Source organism: Nocardia farcinica, from assembly GCF_001182745.1.
Taxonomy (GTDB): domain Bacteria; phylum Actinomycetota; class Actinomycetes; order Mycobacteriales; family Mycobacteriaceae; genus Nocardia; species Nocardia farcinica.
The window spans coordinates 1,303,235-1,321,648 of the sequence record NZ_LN868938.1; the positions used below are offsets into that span (position 1 = coordinate 1,303,235).

General features: G+C 69.2%; 19 protein-coding genes. 8 read left to right on the forward strand and 11 right to left on the reverse strand.

Features of this window, described 5'->3' with window-relative positions:
• Positions 1-110 precede the first annotated feature (110 nt).
• Positions 111-614: a thioesterase family protein gene (locus tag AMO33_RS06315; RefSeq protein WP_011209326.1), complete on the reverse strand. Its 504-nt coding sequence runs from the start codon at positions 612-614 to the stop codon at positions 111-113.
• Positions 615-792: 178 nt separating this feature from the next.
• On the opposite strand from AMO33_RS06315, the gene AMO33_RS06320 reads away from it, so the two are divergent.
• The 6 genes from AMO33_RS06320 to AMO33_RS06345 all read left to right on the forward strand — a co-directional run bounded on the left by AMO33_RS06320 (position 793) and on the right by AMO33_RS06345 (position 4,027).
• A complete protein-coding gene (locus AMO33_RS06320) occupies positions 793-1,062 on the forward strand; it encodes a hypothetical protein (RefSeq protein ID WP_060591175.1) in 270 nt (89 codons plus the stop codon).
• The gene (locus AMO33_RS06325; protein WP_011209325.1) at positions 1,059-1,349 is read left to right on the forward strand and encodes a hypothetical protein; all 291 of its coding nucleotides are present in this window, start codon (positions 1,059-1,061) and stop codon (positions 1,347-1,349) included. The genes AMO33_RS06320 and AMO33_RS06325 overlap by 4 nt, the downstream gene beginning before the upstream one ends.
• Positions 1,346-1,642, forward strand: coding sequence for a type VII secretion target (locus AMO33_RS06330; protein WP_060591177.1), 297 nt, complete (start codon positions 1,346-1,348; stop codon positions 1,640-1,642). The genes AMO33_RS06325 and AMO33_RS06330 overlap by 4 nt, the downstream gene beginning before the upstream one ends.
• The gene (locus AMO33_RS06335; protein WP_060591179.1) at positions 1,639-2,865 is read left to right on the forward strand and encodes a DUF6973 domain-containing protein; all 1,227 of its coding nucleotides are present in this window, start codon (positions 1,639-1,641) and stop codon (positions 2,863-2,865) included. Before AMO33_RS06330 ends, AMO33_RS06335 begins: the two co-directional genes overlap by 4 nt.
• 2 nt (positions 2,866-2,867) lie before the next feature.
• Positions 2,868-3,395, forward strand: a complete 528-nt coding sequence (locus AMO33_RS06340; RefSeq protein ID WP_060591181.1) for a hypothetical protein — start codon at positions 2,868-2,870, stop codon at positions 3,393-3,395.
• A 155-nt stretch (positions 3,396-3,550) separates the two neighbouring features.
• On the forward strand, positions 3,551-4,027 hold the full coding sequence (locus AMO33_RS06345; protein WP_139337494.1) for a hypothetical protein: 477 nt from the start codon (positions 3,551-3,553) through the stop codon (positions 4,025-4,027).
• 58 nt (positions 4,028-4,085) lie between these two features.
• Here the strand turns inward: AMO33_RS06345 and AMO33_RS06350 are convergent, their stop codons facing one another.
• The gene (locus AMO33_RS06350; protein ID WP_060591185.1) at positions 4,086-4,565 is read right to left on the reverse strand and encodes a winged helix-turn-helix transcriptional regulator; all 480 of its coding nucleotides are present in this window, start codon (positions 4,563-4,565) and stop codon (positions 4,086-4,088) included.
• A gap of 168 nt (positions 4,566-4,733) precedes the next feature.
• Here AMO33_RS06350 and AMO33_RS06355 point away from each other — a divergent pair, with 168 nt between their 5' ends.
• The gene (locus AMO33_RS06355; RefSeq protein ID WP_060591186.1) at positions 4,734-5,186 is read left to right on the forward strand and encodes a MaoC family dehydratase; all 453 of its coding nucleotides are present in this window, start codon (positions 4,734-4,736) and stop codon (positions 5,184-5,186) included.
• 54 nt (positions 5,187-5,240) lie between these two features.
• Here the strand turns inward: AMO33_RS06355 and AMO33_RS06360 are convergent, their stop codons facing one another.
• From AMO33_RS06360 to AMO33_RS06390, 7 genes are all read right to left on the reverse strand, one after another.
• A complete protein-coding gene (locus AMO33_RS06360; protein ID WP_011209321.1) occupies positions 5,241-5,828 on the reverse strand; it encodes a TetR/AcrR family transcriptional regulator in 588 nt (195 codons plus the stop codon).
• Between the two features lie 54 nt (positions 5,829-5,882).
• On the reverse strand, positions 5,883-6,407 hold the full coding sequence (locus tag AMO33_RS30955) for a hypothetical protein (protein WP_086843027.1): 525 nt from the start codon (positions 6,405-6,407) through the stop codon (positions 5,883-5,885).
• Between the two features lie 12 nt (positions 6,408-6,419).
• Positions 6,420-7,838 carry an APC family permease gene (locus AMO33_RS06370; protein ID WP_060591190.1) on the reverse strand — a complete coding sequence of 473 codons (1,419 nt, stop codon included), beginning with the start codon at positions 7,836-7,838 and terminating at the stop codon, positions 6,420-6,422.
• Complete coding sequence (locus AMO33_RS06375; protein WP_060591193.1) at positions 7,831-9,765, reverse strand: primary-amine oxidase; 1,935 nt, start codon at positions 9,763-9,765, stop codon at positions 7,831-7,833. Before AMO33_RS06375 ends, AMO33_RS06370 begins: the two co-directional genes overlap by 8 nt.
• A gap of 119 nt (positions 9,766-9,884) precedes the next feature.
• Positions 9,885-11,429 carry a GMC family oxidoreductase gene (locus tag AMO33_RS06380; RefSeq protein ID WP_060591200.1) on the reverse strand — a complete coding sequence of 515 codons (1,545 nt, stop codon included), beginning with the start codon at positions 11,427-11,429 and terminating at the stop codon, positions 9,885-9,887.
• Positions 11,430-11,454: 25 nt separating this feature from the next.
• On the reverse strand, positions 11,455-12,879 hold the full coding sequence (locus tag AMO33_RS06385) for an aldehyde dehydrogenase family protein (protein WP_060591202.1): 1,425 nt from the start codon (positions 12,877-12,879) through the stop codon (positions 11,455-11,457).
• A gap of 83 nt (positions 12,880-12,962) precedes the next feature.
• Entirely contained in the window at positions 12,963-13,937 is a 975-nt protein-coding gene (locus AMO33_RS06390) for an AraC-like ligand-binding domain-containing protein (protein WP_011209315.1), read from the reverse strand.
• Positions 13,938-14,061: 124 nt separating this feature from the next.
• Between AMO33_RS06390 and AMO33_RS06395 the strand changes: the two genes are divergently transcribed.
• Positions 14,062-14,760, forward strand: coding sequence for an IclR family transcriptional regulator (locus AMO33_RS06395; protein ID WP_060591204.1), 699 nt, complete (start codon positions 14,062-14,064; stop codon positions 14,758-14,760).
• A gap of 183 nt (positions 14,761-14,943) precedes the next feature.
• On the opposite strand, the gene AMO33_RS06400 is transcribed toward AMO33_RS06395, so the two are convergent.
• Complete coding sequence (locus tag AMO33_RS06400; protein ID WP_060591206.1) at positions 14,944-16,845, reverse strand: FAD-binding monooxygenase; 1,902 nt, start codon at positions 16,843-16,845, stop codon at positions 14,944-14,946.
• Positions 16,846-16,964: 119 nt separating this feature from the next.
• Entirely contained in the window at positions 16,965-18,314 is a 1,350-nt protein-coding gene (locus AMO33_RS06405) for an MFS transporter (RefSeq protein WP_060591208.1), read from the reverse strand.
• Positions 18,315-18,414 lie beyond the last annotated feature (100 nt).

Genomic DNA, 18,414 nt, shown 5'->3' on the forward strand with positions numbered 1-18,414 from the left:
CCGACCTGCCTCTCAGGCTTCCGGGTCGACTGTCGCCGGAGCATTTCGGTGGCTCGGCGACGGGCGCGAAAAGCAATCATAATCGAGCCGCGACGAACCTCGCAACGAAATCAGCGGCGAATGCCCATGACCCCGCAGACCGGCGCTGACCAGGTCAATTTGCCGGAAACGGCGACCAGGTCGTCGACCGCCGCGGCGAGGTCTTCGGGCATCGACGCGGCCCGGCGGCGCTCGAGGTCGACGTGCACGAGCATGATCTCGAGGGTGTTCGACAGCCGCTCCCGCTGCGGGTCGACGAGGAAGGTCATCATGTGCACGGCCTTGTCCGCCCGCTCGAGCACCCGCGCGTGCACGGTCAGCGGATCGCCCTCGCGCAGCTCGCTGTAGTAGGCGATGTGATGCTCGGTGGTGAACAGCCCGAGCCTGCGCTCCCGCCGGTACTGCTCGTCGAGCCCGGCGGCCCGCAGCAGGATGTCCGCCGCCCGGATGTTGTGCTCGAGGTAGTACAGCACGTTCATGTGCCCGTTGTCGTCGATCTCCCGGGCACTCACCCGCCCCTCGAGCACGGCCGGAAGCTCACGAATCTGCGCAACACTCGGTAGGTCGATCGCCATACGCCCATCCTGCGACACCACCGCACCGCCCCGGACAGCGGGTGCCCACTCACCGAACACCTCTGTCCGGTGCCACCCACACGCGGGCGACAGACGTTTTGCCGCCCTCGCCCGATCGGTATACGTTGATGCCGGATCGTCCGGCCCAGGTCGTTCCGCAATACAGAAGGGTGGGGGTGTGGATTCCGGGCGTGTCGAGACCGAACTGGATCGACAGATCGCCGCGGTTCGCGGTGAAGCGATCGCCGGCGACAGAAGTGTGGCCATCGAAACCGATCCGGTCGGCCGAATCACGCGGCTGTATTTAGCCGATTACGCGATGGACGACGGCCCCGAACGACTGGCCGCGATCCTGCTCGAACAGCACCGGATCGCACACGGCGGCGCCGTCGCACAAGCCATCGCCGTGCTGGAGTCCCAGGCGTCCGAGGTGCCGGGGCAGCGATGACCGAGGATCTGGAACGACTGGCCGGGCACGTCGCCGAACTCGACGCCGCGGTCCACGCCGTCCGCGGGACCGCCTGTTCACCGGACGGCTCGGTGTACATGGAAGTCGACATCTACGGCGCGATCACCCGCCTGCAGCTGACCGATTTCGCGATGGAGCGGGGGCCGCAACGGCTCGCCCAGCTGGTCACCACCTGCCATGATCGAGCGCACGCCGCCGCCGTCACCGCCGCGCGTGCGGCTCATGATTCCGTTCGCGCACAGCAGGATTCGCGAGGCTTACGATGAACGTCGATCCCGTCGAGATGCGCGAGCTGGCGACGACCCTGCGGTGGCGCGCCGGGATCGTCGAAGGTCACCAGCCGCTGGTCAAGAGCACCCGGGACGCCGCGCGCGACGGCGCGGAGGAATCACAGACCTTCGCCCGGATCCAGGAGACCCTCGAGGCACTGGACACGATCGTGCGATACCACGCGGAGCAGATGCGGGTGGTCGCGACCGAGATCGAGACCGCGGCCACCGCCTTCGAGACACAGGACAACGCCAACGCCACGTCGATCGAACAGGCGGGACCCCGGTGACCGACAAGAACCCGATCACGATCGACGCCGTTCGGAATTGGAATCTCAGTGCGGGCCATCGGCTTGCGATCGAATTGGGCTCGCTGGCCAACACCATCGAAACCGATGTCGAAGTGGCCAACCGCGAGGTCCAGCAGTCACGCGACTACTTCGACAGCGAGGCGGGCGAAGCCATGCGTGCGCGCTACGACGCCGACCGGCGCAACGCACTGGCCGCGGTCGATGCGCTCCAGGCCATGACCACACCCATCTCCGAGGTGGCCACACTGTTCGACAACGCGGCGTTGACGATCAAGGACACCGTTCGCAAGATCCAGGAGTCGGAGTATCAGCTCTTCTACACCGACGACGGGCAGGTGTTCTCGCGGAAGTCGGTGATGGACTGGGTGGACGACAATCCCCTCACCGGACTGACGAGATCACTGTCCGTCGAGAAGGCACGCCGGGACTTCCAGGCCGCGCTCCAGGGCGCCTTGTACGACATCTGGACAGCAGATCTCGAGTACAACGCCCGGATCGGGCAGGTGCTCGAGACGCTGCCCGAATCCGTTCGGCAGGCGCTCGTTCCAGTACCCACCGACCCCGATCTCGCCCGCATCCTCCGTGAGAACCAGGTGGACGCCTCGGACCGCACGGTGATCTTCCCCAGCGGAGAGTTGCTGGCGACTCTGCGGGCGATCATGCCCGATATCCAGCCGAAGGCGATGACCCAGGAGGAGGCAGACGCACTGATCCAGCTCGCCACCTCCGGTCTCGACGGCCCGGCCAAGTTGAAGACCTTCTACGACATCCAAGACGAAGCCAGCACGGCGGCGGCAAACGCCTTTCCCGATCTCTCGGAGAAGGCCAACGAGAAGGCCCTCAGTGACGGCCACGCAGACGCTTTCCGGCACATGTACTGGAACGCCCGGATGACCCAGGAGTTCGGCGCGGACTGGACGAACACCTTTGCCAGCGGCCACGAGATGATCGGCAGCAACCCGGCGGCGCGCGAAGCGATGGATCTCTACAACAACCAACTCGGACGCGCGATCGGTGCGAACAATCCTGATGCAAGTCCCGAGGAACTGCAGCAGAAGGTTCTGGAAGCCATCGACAACAACCAGGCGGTCGTGATCCAGTCGAGTCCCGACGGCGGACAGATCGCGTTCAGCAACTCTGTCGCGCCCGGCCAGAACGTCATCCTGCCGGGTGCGGGGATTCCGATGCCGAAGGGGAACTGACGATGCGTGTCCCGACTGTACTTCTCGCGGCGGCGCTTGCCCTCGCGGCCGTGTGCGGCACGGCTTGCGGCTCGATGAGCACCGAGCCCCCGGCTTGCCCCTCCGAGACTTTCGATCTGCATCGGCACCCCGCCACGCTCGGCGACGAGAAGGCTCTCGTGCGAGCTTTCGACGAAGCCGCCGAGCAGCAGTTGGAATCCACGACCATGGCGGAGATGACCAGCCGCGCAGGGTGGAGCACGGCCTGGGACCGGGTCATCTATCTCGGCCCGCGTACGACCGACGAGCAGCTGAAACTGAAGGCCGCAAGCGACCTCGATCTGCCGTGCTTTTCCAACCTGCCCGCGCTGACCAGCAATTCGGATCAGCCCAGCCCGCACGCGACGGTATTCCTGGCTGACGGTAAACCGGTTCAGGCCGTGTGGTGGGTCGACCGAAACCCGAGCCTTGATTTCGGTGACCGGGAGTTTCTCCTCCCGGATACCGTGCTCCGCTACGACCCGACCGCGCAAACCATGCGCGCGGAGTAGGGGACGCCGTCCTCGGCGCAGATCGTGTTCAGCAAGTCGGTGGTGCCCGGTCAGAACGCGATTCTGCCCGGCGCCGGAATTCCTATGCCGAAAGGGAAGTAGTAGTGATGCGATACCGCTCTGTACTGATCGCCGCTGCCCTCAGTGTGGCGGCGGTGAGCATTACCGCGTGCGGCCCGAAGGACACTTCCGCCGCGTGCAGCGGCGAGACGTTCAACCTGCACAGTCATCCGGAGCTTCTCGGCGCCGAGAACGATCTGGTCCGGGCCTTCGACGAAGCTGCGGAACAGCAACTGGCGTCTGCGACGATGGTGGAGATGACCACCCGCGCCGGCTGGTCCCCGGAGTGGGAACGAGTCGTCTACATCGGCGCACGCACGACCGACGAGGAGCTGAGGAAGGACTCGGCAGCCGACCTCCGACTGGCGTGCTTCGCGGGCCTGCCCACGACGAATTCCGATCCCGACCTCCGCAGCTCGCACGTGACGTTGTTCGTGGCAGATGGGAAGCCATTGCAGGCGGTGTGGTGGGTGGGCCAAACCCCGAGCCTGCGGTTCGGCAAGCGTGACTTCCTCCTCCCGGATACCGTGCTCCGCTACGACCCGGACTCCCGAACCATGCGGGCGGAGTAGGGGCCGCCGTTGCATCGGCCTGGATCCGGGTCTCCTGCGCGAATCCGCGCACTCGCGGTCATGGTGCGGTTCGCGGGGGTCGGGGGCGTGCGGGGGCGTCGCGGCCGAGGACGGTGCGGGGCGCGACGGGTTGGTGGCAATGGCTGCAGGCCAGGTAGGGGACCATGTCGTGGCCGCATTCGGTGTGCTGGAGAATGACCGGCGGGCCGTCGTCGCCCATCAGGTGGGTGTCGCCCCACCGCAGCAGCGCGAGGATGACCGGTAGCAAGTCCTTGCCCGCGGCGGTCAGATGGTATTCGTACCGGGGTGGCCGGTCGCTGTATGGGCGCTGCTCGACGATTCCGTGCTCGATCAGCAGCCCGAGCCGGTCGCTGAGGATGTTCCGTGCGACGCCGAGTTCGGCCCGCAACTCCTCGAACCGGTGTAATCCCTTGAACGCGAACATCGACCGCACGATCATCAGCGTCCAGCGATCGCCGATGATCTCGGCGGTCCGGGCGATCGAACAGTCCATCCGGGCGAGATTCGTCTCCCGCATCCAGCCGGCACCTCCTTGTCGCATCCACACTCGCCACGCCCCAGCCGTGCGCGAGCGTCCGCCTTGTCCACGGCAGAACCGATGGGGTACGTTGCAATTTGCAACTTACCACCGGAGCTGGACCGATTCGGCCGAAACCACCCGATGCCGTGACACCAGGAAGGCACCATGACCGATACCGCGCTGTGGCTCGACGACATCACCATCGGTGACCGATTCCGCACCGACACCTACGACCTCACCGCCGACGCGATCATCGACTTCGCCACCGCGTGGGACCCCCAGCCCTTCCACCTGGGTGACGACACCGCGCAGGACACCTTCTTCCGCGGACTCGCGGCCAGCGGATGGCAGACCGCGTCGATCACCATGCGACTGCTGGTCACGACCGGGCTGCCGTTGGCCACCGGCATCATCGGCGCGTCCATCGACCTGACCTGGCCCACCCCCACCCGTCCCGGGGACCGGCTGCACGTCGAGCTGGAAGTCACCGACGTCCGCACGTCCAGATCCGATCCCTCCCGGGGCTTCATCACCGCGACCTACGACACCCTCAACCAGCACGGCGAAATCCGCCAGCACACCACCGCGCGGCTCCTGGCGTTCGCCAGACCTCGGTGAAGCCCGGGCGCGGCCGGAATCCCGGCTCGGCGCGTGCCGGGGTTCGCACATCCCTCACGTCCGGATGCGGTCGAGGAGGGCTTCGAGGAGTTCGAGTTGGCGGTCGGGGGTGGCGGTGGCCGGGGTGAGGACGCCGGTGATCTGGGCGCCCATGAGCAGCGTGAGGATCTGGTCGGCGACGACGACGGTGTCCACGTCGGTGATCTCGCCCGCGTCGCGGGCCTGGTCGAGGAAATCGATGAGGCGCTCGCGCCAGTCGGCCAGGGCGCGTTCGTTCACCGCGCCGAGGGGTTCGTCGTAGACGGCACGCTGCCACAGGGCGATCGCGATGCGGGCCTCCTGCAACGTCTCCGCCGTCACCGGCAGGACTTCCCGGCAGAACAGCCGGATCGCGGCCAGGCCGGTGGCCTCGCCGAGTGCGGCGGCGACGCGGCGGTTGGTCGCGTCGAAGACGTGCTGATAGGCGAAGCGCAGCAGGTCGTCCTTGCCCTTGAAATAGTGCTTGAGCGAACCGTTGGCGTAACCGGCCTCGGCGGCGATGTCGCGCATGTTGAGGGCTTCGAGGCCGCGGTCGGCGATGAGCCGCCAGACCGCTGCGGTGATCGCCTGCCTGCGCTCGGCGTGGTCGACGAGTTTGGGCATGGTCAGGCCCGGTCGGCGCGGCGTGATGCGGTCATCCGCCCAGCATAGTGAGCCTCACAGCACCATCGGCGTCATGGTGGCGGCCATCGCCAGCGAGGCGAGGAAACCGATCCGGACGCGCCGGCGGCCGGGCCCGGCGTGCGCGGTCGAGCGCGCCGCCAGGTATGCCGCGCCGACCCAGATCACCAGCGGAAGTGCGTCCAGCACAGTGGCATTGCCCGCTCCCCCGCCGTGCCGGTGTCCGCCCGCGGCGAGGTCGGCCGCGCCCGCGGCGGCCGGTGCGGCGGCCAGCACCAACCACGTCATCGCCAGCAGGTCGATGACACAGTGTGCCGCGCCCGGCTCGGAGCGGCAGGCCGGGGTGGCCAGGAGCGCGCAACCGGCCGCCAGCGCGGCGGCGCCCAGTTCCGCCCAGCCGGACCCCGCCCCCACCGCCAGCAGGGCCATGCACGCGGCCATCCCGGTGTGCGCCAACAAGATTCGCGGTGCGGGCGGCCCGTCCCGGACGGTGAGCGCGACGGGGACCAGCGCCACGACCGCACCGAGCCACATCAATGCCGCGTGCAGCGTTCCGGTCACCGTCGCGCCTCCTCAGATGCCGGGCTCGGGTACCGGCTCGCCCACCGGTGCGGGCCGGGCGCGGAGCCGGGCGGCCAGCACGCCGGCCACGAACACCGCCACCACCAGTGTGAGCAGCACCTCCGCGGCTGTCGACCCGCCGACGAGTGTCGTGAAGTTCGCCAGCACCGTGGCGGTCACCGCGAGCAGGCCCACCGTGCCGAGTGCGGGCGCGATCCTGGTGTGCCACACCCGCCGATCGAGCCCGGAGCGGTGGAAGAACACGATCACCGCGATGCTGGTCAACACCATCAGCGACAGCACCGACACCGTAGCCAACCCGGACAACCAGGTGAACAGCTGGAGCACCGGGTCGGCGCCCGCCGCCGCGAACGCGCCGACCACCAGCACGGCCGAGATCGTCTGGGCGATCGAACCCCGGTGCGGGGAACCGTGTTTCGCGTGCGTGCGACCCAGCGCCGGATGTCCGTGTCCGTCGCGGGCGAGCACGTACAGGTAGCGGGAGATCGCGTTGTGGAAGGCCAGCAGCGCGGCGAACAGGCTGGTCACCAACATGACCCGCATGATCTCCACGGCCGCGGTGCCGAGGAACCGCTCGGCGGCGGTGAAGACCAGGCCGGACGGGTCGGCCCCGGCCGCGCCCGCCACCTCGCCGCTGCCGAAGGCGAGCACCATCGCCCAGCTCGCGATCGCGTACACGACACCGATCACCAGCACCGCCGCGTAGGTCGAGAGCGGGACGGCCCGCTTCGGATCGCGGGCCTCCTCGCCGTAGATGGCGGTGGCCTCGAAGCCGACGAAGGAGGCGATGGCGAACATCAACGCGATGCCGGGCGAACCGCCCAGGAACGCCGACGGAGTGAACGACACCGCGTCGACCCCGTGCGCACCGCCACGCAGCAGCACCGCGGCCGAGAACACCAGGATGATCCCGATCTCGACCACCAGCAGCACGCCGAGCACCTTCGCGCCGAGCTCGATGTTGCGGTAACCCAGCAGGGCCACCACCGCGATCAATCCCAGCGCGTACACGAACCACGGCAGGTCGGGCCCGCCGTAGTGCACCACCAGATCGTGCAGGGTGGCCGAGGCCAGCCCGTAGATCGCGGCCTGGATGGCGGTGTAGGCCAGCAGCGCCAGGCCCGCCGCGCCCAGCCCGACGGTGTTGCCGATGCCCTCGCGGACGTAGGCGTAGAACGCGCCCGCGTCCACCATGTGCCTGCTCATCGCCGCGTAGCCGACGCTGAACACCAGCAGTACCGTGGCGGCGACGAGGAAGGCCGTCGGCGAGCCCGCCCCGTTGCCCAGCGCGATCATCACCGGTAGCGCGCCACCGACCGCGGTGAGCGGCGCCGCCGCCGCGACGACGAGGAAGACGACGCCGATGACGCCGACCGACCCGCGCAGCCCCTGGGTGCCGCCCTCACTCATGGCAGCCGCCGGAGCTGTGGCAGTGCGCGGCGGTGGTGACGGGCACGTCGAGCGCGGGGTTGCGGTCGAAGAACCCGTGCGGTTTGAGGACGAAACCCGCGTAGTCGACGGGCATGATGGGCCAGTCCTCCGGCCGCGGGAAATGGGTGAGCCCGAAGGAGTGCCAGACCACCAGGTCCTCGCCGTCCAGCGACCGGTCACCGGCGACGTAACTGGGCAGACCGGCGCCGCCGTGGTGCTGGTTGACGAAATCGCCTGCGGCGTAGAGTTCGTCGGGCGCGTAGCGGGTGACCCACAGGTGCTTGGTGGCGAAGGCCGCGCGGCCGGCGATGGAGGATTCGTCGTCGGCGAGCAACGGTTCGCGTCCCTCCGGGTAGAGCACATAGCCCACCGGATTGCCGAGTGCGTTGGTGACCTCGGGGTTGACGATGTGCCAGGTGCGCCCGGCCCGGTTGTCGGCCGTCCGCTGCGCCTGCGCCTCGCTGGCGAGGGTGGTGCGGCGCAGGGTGAAGGCGTTGCCGTGCGGGTTGCCCGGCCCCATCGGCACGCGCTGGGACTCCACCTCGTCGACGCGGTTGCGGTGCCCGTCGACCATCATGTCCAGGCGGGCGTTGAACAGGTGCTGATGGTAGGGGGCGCCGAGACCGGGCGCGATCTCGCTCGCGTACGGGTGCTCGGGGCCGGGGTAGGCGGAGGTGAACGGGATGCCGGTGGCCTTGGCCTCGAATTCGATGGTGCCGTCGAGGTAGAGGTACCAGAAGAACCCGTAGTCGTAGTTGCCGATGGTGGTGAAGAAGGAGATCACCAGCCGGCGCTGGCGGCGCACCTCGTGCGAGCCGGCCCAGAGGTCGGTGTGCTTCCACAGCACGCCGGAGTCTTCCTCGTGCATGCAGATCGCGTTGCGCAGGGTGCGCGGGTTACCCGCCTCGTCGGCGATCACCGCGTCGAAGTAGGTGATGTCACCGACGCAGTCGCAGCCCAGTTCCAGGGCGTTGGCGTAGCGCCCGACGAGGTACTCGCCGGTGTCGAAGTAGTTCTGCCAGGAGCGGATCGGCGAGGGATCGCCATAGGGCACCACCATCTCCGAGATCGCCGCGCGGTGGATGATCGGACGCACCCGGTCGCCGTCGCGGAAGCCGATCTGGTGCAGCACCAGTCCCTCGCGGGCGTCGAAACCGACCCGCAGCGACCACTTCTCCCACTCGACCAGGTTGCCCGTCACGGTGAAGCTCGGGCCCTGCGGCTGGGTGATCTCGATCGGCTTCTGCGTGGTGCGCAGCGGGCCGACGACCTCGGGATCGGTGTAGTTGCCCGAGGTGGCGGGCACCGGGACGGGCCCCGTGTCGATGACGCGCAACACCTCTCGCGTCATCACGTCGACGAAGGCGACCAAACCGTCGATGGGGTGCGCCCACGCGTGGTCCTTGTCGTGTTCCTGCAGAAATGCCAGCCCGCGCAGGATCCGGCGGCCGTGTTCCCCCTCATAGTCGAACACGCCCGCGGACAGCGGGGCGACGCGCACCTGCGCGACATCCAGGCCGCGGTCGGCGAGTGCCCGCAGCCAGTCCGGGTCGGTGGCCAGGATTTCCTCGACGAGGCCGAATTCCTCGTCGAGAACCGGCAGTTGGCCATCGACCACGGCGTCGAGTGTGCGCTGCGCGAGCACTTCCCGGGTGCCGAGACCGACCAGCAGGTCGACCGCGTTCGGTCGGCGGGTGTCGTGCAGCAGCACGCGGAACCGCCGGTCGAGATCGCCGGGCCGCTCGTAGACGGCGTACTTGTCGGGTTCGGCAAGCCCGACGTAGACGAACCGGGTGTGCTCGGTGACCAGCCCGGCTCCGTCGACGATCGCCCGCACCTCGGCGATTTCGTCGGCGGTCGGCAGCGCCAGGGGATGGTCCACCCGCACGGGAGTGAGGGTCGGCATCGGCAACTCCTTCTTTGGTCCTACAAGTGTTGGAAAATATGGCGACACGGGAGCCCTTGGCTCTACGTCTGTAGGAAGTAACGGTGCCGCCGCCCTGTTTCCGGGCGGTCGGCGTCGCGTTACGGTTCGATGAATCCGGGCCGGTCGAGCCCGAGATCGGCGAGTAGGTACCGCGCGCCGAACTCACCGATCAGCACCGACGGCGCGTTGGTGTTGCCGGTGGTGACGCGCGGCATGATCGAGGCGTCCACGACCCGCAGGCCGTCCACGCCCCTGACGCGCAGCCGCGGATCGACCACGGCCGCCTCGTCGGCGCCCATCCGGCAGGTGCCGACCTGGTGGTGATAGGTGACCACGGTGCGCCGGATGTAGTCGACCAACTCGGCATCGCTGTGCACGGCCGGACCCGGGTAGACCTCCTCGGCGCCCCACTCCTCGGCCAGCGCGGGCTGCGCCGCGATCTCGCGGCACTGGCGCACGGTGAACAGGAAGGCGGCGAGGTCGTCCGGATGCTCGAGGGCACCCAGGTCGATGTTCGCCGGATCGTCGAGCTTCGGACCGGTCAGGGTGACCGAGCCCCGGCTTGCCGGGGTGACGATGCCCGAGTGCAGGGTGAACGCGCTGCCCTCGATCGGCGTCATGCCCTCGCTGTACATCGGCACCGCGAAGAACAGCGGTTGGGTGTCGGGTACGGCCAGATCGGGGCGGCTCCTGGCGAACAGGTGCGTCTGGGTCACCGAGACGCCGGTGCGCGGCGGCGGGATCGGCCGTCGGGTCCGCACGATCACCGGCACCAGCAGGTGGTCGTGCAGGTTCTTGCCCACCTGCGGGGCGTCACGCACCACCTCGATCCCGAGCGCCTCGAGGTCGGCGGCAGGCCCGATTCCGCTGCGCAACAACACCTGCGGGCTGTCGAGCGCGCCCGCGGCCAGCACCACTTCGTCGGCCCACGCCTCGGCGTCCTGACCGTCGTGGCGATAGCGCACGCCGATCGCGCGGCCGTCCTCGATGACCACCGAGTGCACGTGCGCGCCGGTGCGGATGGTCAGCCGGTCGCGCACCGGCGCGAGGTAGGCCTTCCAGGTGTTGACGCGCTCGCCGTCGCGAACGTTGATCTGCTCCTTGGAGATTCCCTCCAGGCTCGCGCCGTTGTAGTCGGGGTTGAACGGAATGCCCGCCTGTACCGCGGCGGCCACGATCGACCGGTGGATCGGGTCGAGCGGGTAGTCGTTGTCCACCGGCAGCGGACCGCCCGCACCGTGGTACTCCGACGCGCCGCCGGAGAAGTCCTCGATGGCCCGGTAGACCGGCAGCACGTTCTCCCACGCCCAGTCCGGGCCCGCGACCTCGGCCCAGTGGTCGTAGTCGGCCGGGGCGCCGCGCACCCAGATGGTGGCGTTGAGGGCGTGCGAGCCGCCGAGCACCTTGCCGCGCGGCAGGTGCAGCCTGCGTCCGGCCGCGCCGCGCTGCGGGACCGTGTAGTAGTCCCAGTCGTCGGGGCTGTGCCACAACTCGCCCATCCGGGACAGGTCGTGGATGGCCGGGTTGGTGTCCTCGCCGCCGGCCTCGAGCAGGGTGACGCGCACGCCCGCGTCCACGAGGCGGCGCGCCACCACGGAGCCGGCCGACCCGGCTCCGACCACGATCACTGACGTCGTTGTCATCGTCCGAACTTCCTCGCCCGACGCCTCAGCCGCTGATCACCCGCGGCTCGGCCACCGACTTCAGGCCCTCGACGCCGAACTCGAGGCCGTAGCCGGAGCTCTTCACGCCGCCGAAGGGCACCTGCGGATGCAGCACGCCGTGCTTGTTGATCCACACCGTGCCCGCGCGCAGCCGTTCGGCGACCGCCAGAGCCGCGGCGCGGTCCGAGGACCACACCGACGCGCCGAGCCCGACGTCGAGCCGGTTGGCGCTGGCGATGGCCTCGTCGAGGTCGCTGTACTTGATGACCGGCAGCGCGGGACCGAACTGCTCCTCGTCCACCAGCGGGACACCGTCGGTGAGATCGGCGATGATCGTGGTGCGGAAGAAGTTGGCGCCCAGTTCCGGTGCGGGCTCGCCGCCGACCACGACCCGGCCGCCGCGCGCCTTCGCGTCGTCGACCAGCCGCTTGACGATCTGGAACTGCTTGGCGTTCTGCAGCGGGCCCAGCACGGTGCCCTCGTCGAGGCCGTAACCCATCGGCATTTGCTCGGCCACCGTGGCCAGCGCGTCGATGACGGCCTCGTACACCGATTCGTGCACGTAGAGACGCTTGAGCGCGGCGCAGGTCTGGCCGGTGTTGATGAACGCGCCCCAGAACAGGCCCTCGGCGATGGCCGCCGGGTCGACGTCGGGCAGCACGATGCCCGCGTCGTTGCCGCCCAGCTCGAGAGTCAGGCGGGCCAGGTTGGCGCCGGTGGCCTCGACGATCTTGCGGCCGGTCGCGGTGGAACCGGTGAACATCACCTTGCCGATGTCGGGGTGGCTCGCCAGCCGGGCGCCGACCTCGCGCTCGCCGGACACCACCGGGATCACCACGTCGGGCGGCAGCACCTCGTTGAGGATGTCGATCAGGGCCAGCACACTCAGCGGCGTGTACTCGCTGGGCTTGACCACGACGGTGTTGCCCATTCGCAGCGACGGCGCGATCTGCCAGATACCGATCATCAGCGGCCAGTTCCACGGGCCGATCGCGCCGACCACGCCGAGCGCGCGATAGGTCAGCACCGCGTGGTCGGTCTCGTCGTCGACGAGCAGCTGCGGCTCGAGCACCGCGGTCGCGGCCTCGCGCAGCCAGGCCGAGCAACCGCCGACCTCGAAGCGGGCGTTCGGGCCGTCGAGGGGCTTGCCCTGCTCGCGGGAGAGCAGGCGAGCCAGTGCCTCGGCGTTGGCGTCGATGGCGTCGGCGGCGGCGAGCATGAGTTTGCTGCGCTCCTCGTGGCCGAGGGCTTCCCACGCGGGCTGCGCGGCCTTCGCCCTGGCGACGGCGGCGTCGACATCGGCGACGGTCTGCTCGGGGGCGTAGCCGATGGTCACGCCGGTGGCGGCGTCGGGAATCGCGCGGCCGGTGGCGGCATCGGCCTGCACCCGGGCGAGCAGGGCATCGTCGGCGGTCTGGACGTCAGGCATCAGGGTCTCCTTCGTTGCGCCCTCCCCCGTGACCGAGGGGGTGTCTGGAGAGCATGCCCTGGGTCACACTCGACCGGATGTGACTATCGCGCACTGGTATATGACGAGAGCGCACGATTGGCGCGCCACTGCCCCGGCGTCATCCCGTAGGCCTGCTTGAACACGCGGCCGAAATAGCCCGGATCGACGAATCCGGACCGGTGCGCCACCTCGGCCACGGCCAGATCGGCGCGGCCGGTGAGTTCGGCGCGAGCGTGCTCGAGCCTGCGCTGTCGGATCCACTGGCCCACGCTCACCCCGGTCGGTTCGAACAGTTTGTGCAGGTAGCGCACCGAGATGTGGTGCGCCTCGGCCAGGCGCGCGGGGTCCAAGTCCGGGTCGGCGAGGTGATCGTCGATGTAGCGCAGGATCGTCATGGTCAGGGTGCCGAGGTCGGCGCGCGCCGAGCCGATCCGCCGGTTCAGCTGCTCACCGAGGAAGGTGGTGACCAGATCGAGGAACACCCTGCTCACCTTGGCCCCCGACGGACCGGCGAGCAACCCGAGGTTCTCGGCGAGGCTGCGCAGATACGACGACACCAGCGGCGCGGTCCCGTCGTCGGCGGCCAGCGGCGCGGCCATCAGGTCGGCGGCCAGCGCGTCCGGCAGGCCGAGCGCGTCCTTGGGGAACAGCGCCACCAGGAACCGGCTGTCGCCGTCGAAGACGAGGTCGTAGGGCTGGGCGAAGTCGTAGATCGCGATCGATCCCGGCGCGAGGCGCGTCTCGTTCCCGGCCTGCCGGACGAAGCCGTGCCCGTCGAGCTGGACGTTGAGCTTGAAGTACTCCCCGTCGGAGGTCCGATGCCCCGCGGGACGCCGGGCGACGTGATGCGCGCTCCCGACGATCTCGGTGACCTGCAATTCCCGGCTGCGCGCACCGCTGATCGAGCCGGTGAATCGGGCACCGAGCGGTTCGATCGCCAGCGGCGGGAAGAAGTCCGTCACCTGGACGCGCCAGGCCAGCAGGGAGTCATCGGGTCCGCAGTCGTGTCGCAGCGGGGCCAGGTCGCCGACGGTCATCCTCCACCTCCTCGGATGAAAGTGCTTGGCGCGCCGCGTGATCGAATAGTGAACTCAGTATTCTACTATCGAGTTCGGCAGCGAGTGCACGATTGCGCGCAACGTAGAGAAAGGTACGGCCCGGGTGCCCGAGAAACCAGGATCCTCCGCCGGATCGCAAACCCTCAGCCGCGGTATCCGGCTGCTCGAGATCCTCGCCGCCGCGGGCCGGGCGATGAGCATCGACGAACTCGCCGAGGCGCTCGGCGTGCACCGCTCGGTCGCCTACCGACTGCTGCGCACCCTGGAAGACCACGGCCTGATCGCCCGCGATCCGGCCGGTCGCCTCGTCCTCGGGGCGGGACTGGCCGCCCTCGCCGCCGGCGTCGACCGGGATCTGCAGGCCGCCGCGCTGCCCGAACTCAAAGCCGTCGCCAACGAACTGGGCATGACCTGCCTGCTCGCCGTACGGCTCGACGGCGACGAGGCGGTGACCCTCACCAGCGCGGCGCCCGAACAGAGCGTCGCGGTCGCCTACCGGCCCGGCCACCGCCATCCGCTCACCCGCGGCGGACCGGGCAAGGCGATCCTGCTGGAGCTGCCGCAGGACACCTGGCCCGACGACCTGCGCGACGAACTCACCGCGAGCCGGGCGCGCGGTTACGCGGTGAGCCACGACGAGGTGGTGCCCTCGCTGCGCTCGGTGGCGGTGCCCCTCATCGCGCCGGGACAGCCCGCCGCCTCGATCGCTGTCATCCATGTGTCACTCCCCCGCCCCGAAGACGAGATCGCCCAGCGTCTGACGACCGCGGCGGCAGCGGTCGTCAGGGCACTGGGAGGGTGAGGCCGCCGCCTACGGGCGCTGACCCGCTCAGACGGTGTCCGATCTTGTCTGAGCGGGGCGCCCTCCGTGGTGACGCTTCGCTGCCGCCTCCGGGCGCTGACCCGCTCAGACGGTGTCCGATCTTGTCTGAGCGGGGCGCCCTCCGTGGTGACGCTTCGCTGCCGCCTCCGGGCGCTGACCCGCTCAGACGGTGCTCAGCCGCTTGACGAACACCCCGTCGAAGAAGGCGGCCAGTTCGTCGGTGGCGTCCAGCGGCAGCACGTCGGCGACGTACTGGTCCGGGCGCACCACCACGATCGCGCCGTCCCGCGAGATGCCGCGCGCGGTGAAGATGTCGTCGGCCGGGTCGGCGGCGTAGACCTTCTCGTAGTCGGTGACCTGGAACGGCCCGACCTTCGGCAGGAACACCGCGGGTACCGCGCCCAGGTCGACGCCGGTGTGGTCCTGCTGGTAGATCACCTTCACGTCGAACCAGGCGTCGAGGTCGGCGCCCTCGGGGGTGTAGGCCACCAGCGGTGAGGTCGGCGCGGTGACCAGCCACTCGGCCAGCTCCGTGGTCTTCGACGGCGCACCCGCGGCGGGCGCGTCGGCAAAAACATAGATGCGCCACCGGCCGTCGGCCCGCGCGTGGTGGCCGAGATGCTTGGGATTGGCATCGCAGACCCGGGTGACCAGGTTCGACTTGAACCGCTTGCCGACCGGGAAACCGGTCGCCAGCGCCTGGTGCCTGGCCTCGGCGACCAGCATGGAGGGCGCGTACTGCGTCATGAACCCGGCGGGAAACTCCGCGGTCTTGACGTAGAACTCCTCGAGCTGGCTCGGGTCGGCCATCTCCTCGGGCCGGGTCGCCATCAGCGTCGACCACTCCCGGTCGAAGTCGATCAGGTTCTGCGCGATCACCTGTCGCTCGGCCGAGTAGGTGTCCAGAATCGTTTCGGGCGCCCGGCCGTCGAGCACGTGCGCGACCTTCCAGGCGATGTTCCACCCGTCCTGCATCGAGACGTTCATGCCCTGCCCGGCCTTGGCCGAGTGGGTGTGGCAGGCGTCGCCGGTGATGAACACCCGCGGCGTGCGGGTGCCGCACTGCTCGGGCGGCACGTCGTCGAACTTGTCGGTCACCCGGTGGCCGACCTCGTAGACACTGCGCCAGGCGACGTGCTTCACCGTCAGCGTGTACGGGTGCAGGATCTTGTTGGCGCGGGCCTCCACCTCCTCCTGGCTGGTCTGGCGGATCCGGCCGTTGTCGCCCTCGGGCACCTCGCCGAGGTCGACGTACATGCGGAACAGGAAGTTGCCCTCGCGCGGGATGTGCAGGATGCTGCCGCCGTCGTGCGACTGGATGGCGCACTTGAGACGGATGTCGGGGAAGTCGGTCTCGGCGAGCACGTCCATCACGCCCCAGGCGTGGTTGGCCTGGTTGCCGATGAACCGGCGGCCGATGGCCTCCCGGACCCGGCTGCGCGCGCCGTCGCAACCGATCACGTACTTGGCCTTGACGATGCGCTCCTGACCGGCGCGCTCCCCCGCGCTGTGCCGCAACGTCACCGTGACGGGACGCTCCCCCTCCTCGGCGACCTCGAGGGTCACGAACTCGTACCCGTAGTCGGGCTCGAGCCGGGCCGGGGCGTTGCGGGCGGCCTCGGCGAAGTAGTCGAGCACGCGCGCCTGGTTGACGATGAGGTGCGGGAACTCGCTGATCCCGGTCTCGTCGTCGGGGGTGCGGGCGGTGCGCACGATATTGCTGGGGTTCTGCGGGTCGGGCTTCCAGAACGCCATCTCGGTGATGCGGTAGGCCTCGGCGGTGATCCGCTCGGCGAACCCGAACGCCTGGAAGGTCTCCACGCTGCGCGCCTGGATGCCGTCGGCCTGCCCGACCTCGAGCCGGCCGGGGCGGCGGTCGATGATGCGGGCGTTGATGGTCGGGAACTGTGCCAGCTGGGCCGCGGCGATCATGCCCGCCGGGCCCGCGCCGACGATCAGCACATCCACCTCGTCGGGGAGGTCGGCGGGGCGGTCGATGCCGACGCCGGCGGCAGGCTGCACGCGCGGGTCACCGGACACGTAGCCGTGGTGATGGAACTGCACGGGGTGCTCCTCACTCCATGTGGGCGAGTGTTCGATAATAGAACAGCGAATTCTTATATAGAGTGACCTGATGGTACGGGGTGACCCGGCTCTCACACAAGCGTCGGGCGCGCCCGGGCTCACTTCTCCCAGGCGTAGATGCCGGTCTGTTGCTGAGCCTCGTTGGACGGGCTCAGGTCGATGCCCTTGCGATCGCGCAGCAGCACCGTGCCCACCAGCCCGACACCGGTCATCGCCAGCAGGTAGTAGGCGACATTGGCCGAGGAGCCGGTCGACTGCTGGATCCACTGGGCGATGGTGGGCGCGAAGGCGCCGCCGACGATCGAGCCGATCGCGTACGAGATCGACACGCCGGAGAACCGCACCGAGGCCGGGAAAAGTTCGGTGTACCAGGCCGATTGGGCGCCGTAGGTGAACCCGAGGCCGAGCGTCAGCAGCACCAGCCCGGCGCCGAGCAGCACCACCTCACCGGTGTTGACCAGCGGGAACAGCGTCAGCACGAACACACCCTGCAGGCACCAGCCGATGATGTAGGTGGCGCGGCGGCCGATGGCGTCGGAGATCCACCCCGCGGCGAAGGTGGCCAGCAGCCAGCTCACCGACGAGGCCGTCACGGCCCACAGCACGGGACCGCGGTCGAGGGCCAGGCCCTCGGCGTTGGTGGCGTAGCCCTGGATGTAGCCGCCGGTGGTCATGTACCCGACGGTGGAGTTGCCCGCGAAGACCAGCGCCGAGAGCAGCACCAGCGGGGTGAAGCGAGCGAACAGGTCGACCACCGGAGCCTTGGTCTGCTCCTTGCGCTCGGCGATCTCGGCGAACACCGGGCTCTCCTCGACCCGCCTGCGCACCCAGGCGCCGACCGCGATCAGCACCACCGAGAACAGGAACGGGATGCGCCAGCCCCAGTCCAGGAACGCCTCACCGGGGAACAGCGCGTCCATGCTCGCCATCATGGCGCTGGCCAGCAGCAGCCCGATGGGGACACCGATCTGGGGCATCGCGCCGAACAGGCCGCGCCGGTGTCGTGGCGCGTGCTCGACGGCCATCAGCACCGCACCGCCCCACTCGCCACCGGCCGAGACGCCCTGCAGCACGCGCAGCAGTACCAGCAGCAGCGGTGCGCCGATACCGATGGCCTCATAGGTGGGCAGCAAGCCGATCAGGGCGGTGGCGGTGCCCATCAGGATCAGCGTGGTGACCAGCACCGGGCGGCGGCCGACCTTGTCGCCGAAGTGCCCGGCGAGGAAGGCCCCCAACGGCCGGAACAGGAAGCTGATGCCGACCGTGAGGAAGGACAGGATGGTGCCGAAGCCGGGACCGGCGGGTTCGAAGAACAACGTGCCGAACACGAGGCCGGCGGCCGCGGCATAGACGAAGTAATCGTACCACTCCACCGCCGTACCGACGACGGTGGCCAGTGCCACCCGCCTGCGGTCGACGTCGGTGGCCTGGGGAAGAACCGAGGACATGCGCACTCCTTTGTGACGTCGCTGTGAGGTGGGTCTCGAAGCGACCTTGCGAAGCCTGAATGATCGTATATGATTTGAGATATGACAACGGGCGAAGGAG

Coding starts and splice junctions, on each gene's coding strand:
- AMO33_RS06330 (WP_060591177.1), top strand. CDS start 1,346: ATGAACGTCGATCCCGTCGAGATGCGCGAGCTGGCGACGACCCTGCGG.
- AMO33_RS06360 (WP_011209321.1), bottom strand. CDS start 5,828: ATGCCCAAACTCGTCGACCACGCCGAGCGCAGGCAGGCGATCACCGCA.
- AMO33_RS06385 (WP_060591202.1), bottom strand. CDS start 12,879: ATGCCTGACGTCCAGACCGCCGACGATGCCCTGCTCGCCCGGGTGCAG.
- AMO33_RS06370 (WP_060591190.1), bottom strand. CDS start 7,838: ATGAGTGAGGGCGGCACCCAGGGGCTGCGCGGGTCGGTCGGCGTCATC.
- AMO33_RS06315 (WP_011209326.1), bottom strand. CDS start 614: ATGGCGATCGACCTACCGAGTGTTGCGCAGATTCGTGAGCTTCCGGCC.
- AMO33_RS06390 (WP_011209315.1), bottom strand. CDS start 13,937: ATGACCGTCGGCGACCTGGCCCCGCTGCGACACGACTGCGGACCCGAT.
- AMO33_RS06350 (WP_060591185.1), bottom strand. CDS start 4,565: ATGCGGGAGACGAATCTCGCCCGGATGGACTGTTCGATCGCCCGGACC.
- AMO33_RS06375 (WP_060591193.1), bottom strand. CDS start 9,765: ATGCCGACCCTCACTCCCGTGCGGGTGGACCATCCCCTGGCGCTGCCG.
- AMO33_RS06380 (WP_060591200.1), bottom strand. CDS start 11,429: ATGACAACGACGTCAGTGATCGTGGTCGGAGCCGGGTCGGCCGGCTCC.
- AMO33_RS06325 (WP_011209325.1), top strand. CDS start 1,059: ATGACCGAGGATCTGGAACGACTGGCCGGGCACGTCGCCGAACTCGAC.
- AMO33_RS06340 (WP_060591181.1), top strand. CDS start 2,868: ATGCGTGTCCCGACTGTACTTCTCGCGGCGGCGCTTGCCCTCGCGGCC.
- AMO33_RS06405 (WP_060591208.1), bottom strand. CDS start 18,314: ATGTCCTCGGTTCTTCCCCAGGCCACCGACGTCGACCGCAGGCGGGTG.
- AMO33_RS06355 (WP_060591186.1), top strand. CDS start 4,734: ATGACCGATACCGCGCTGTGGCTCGACGACATCACCATCGGTGACCGA.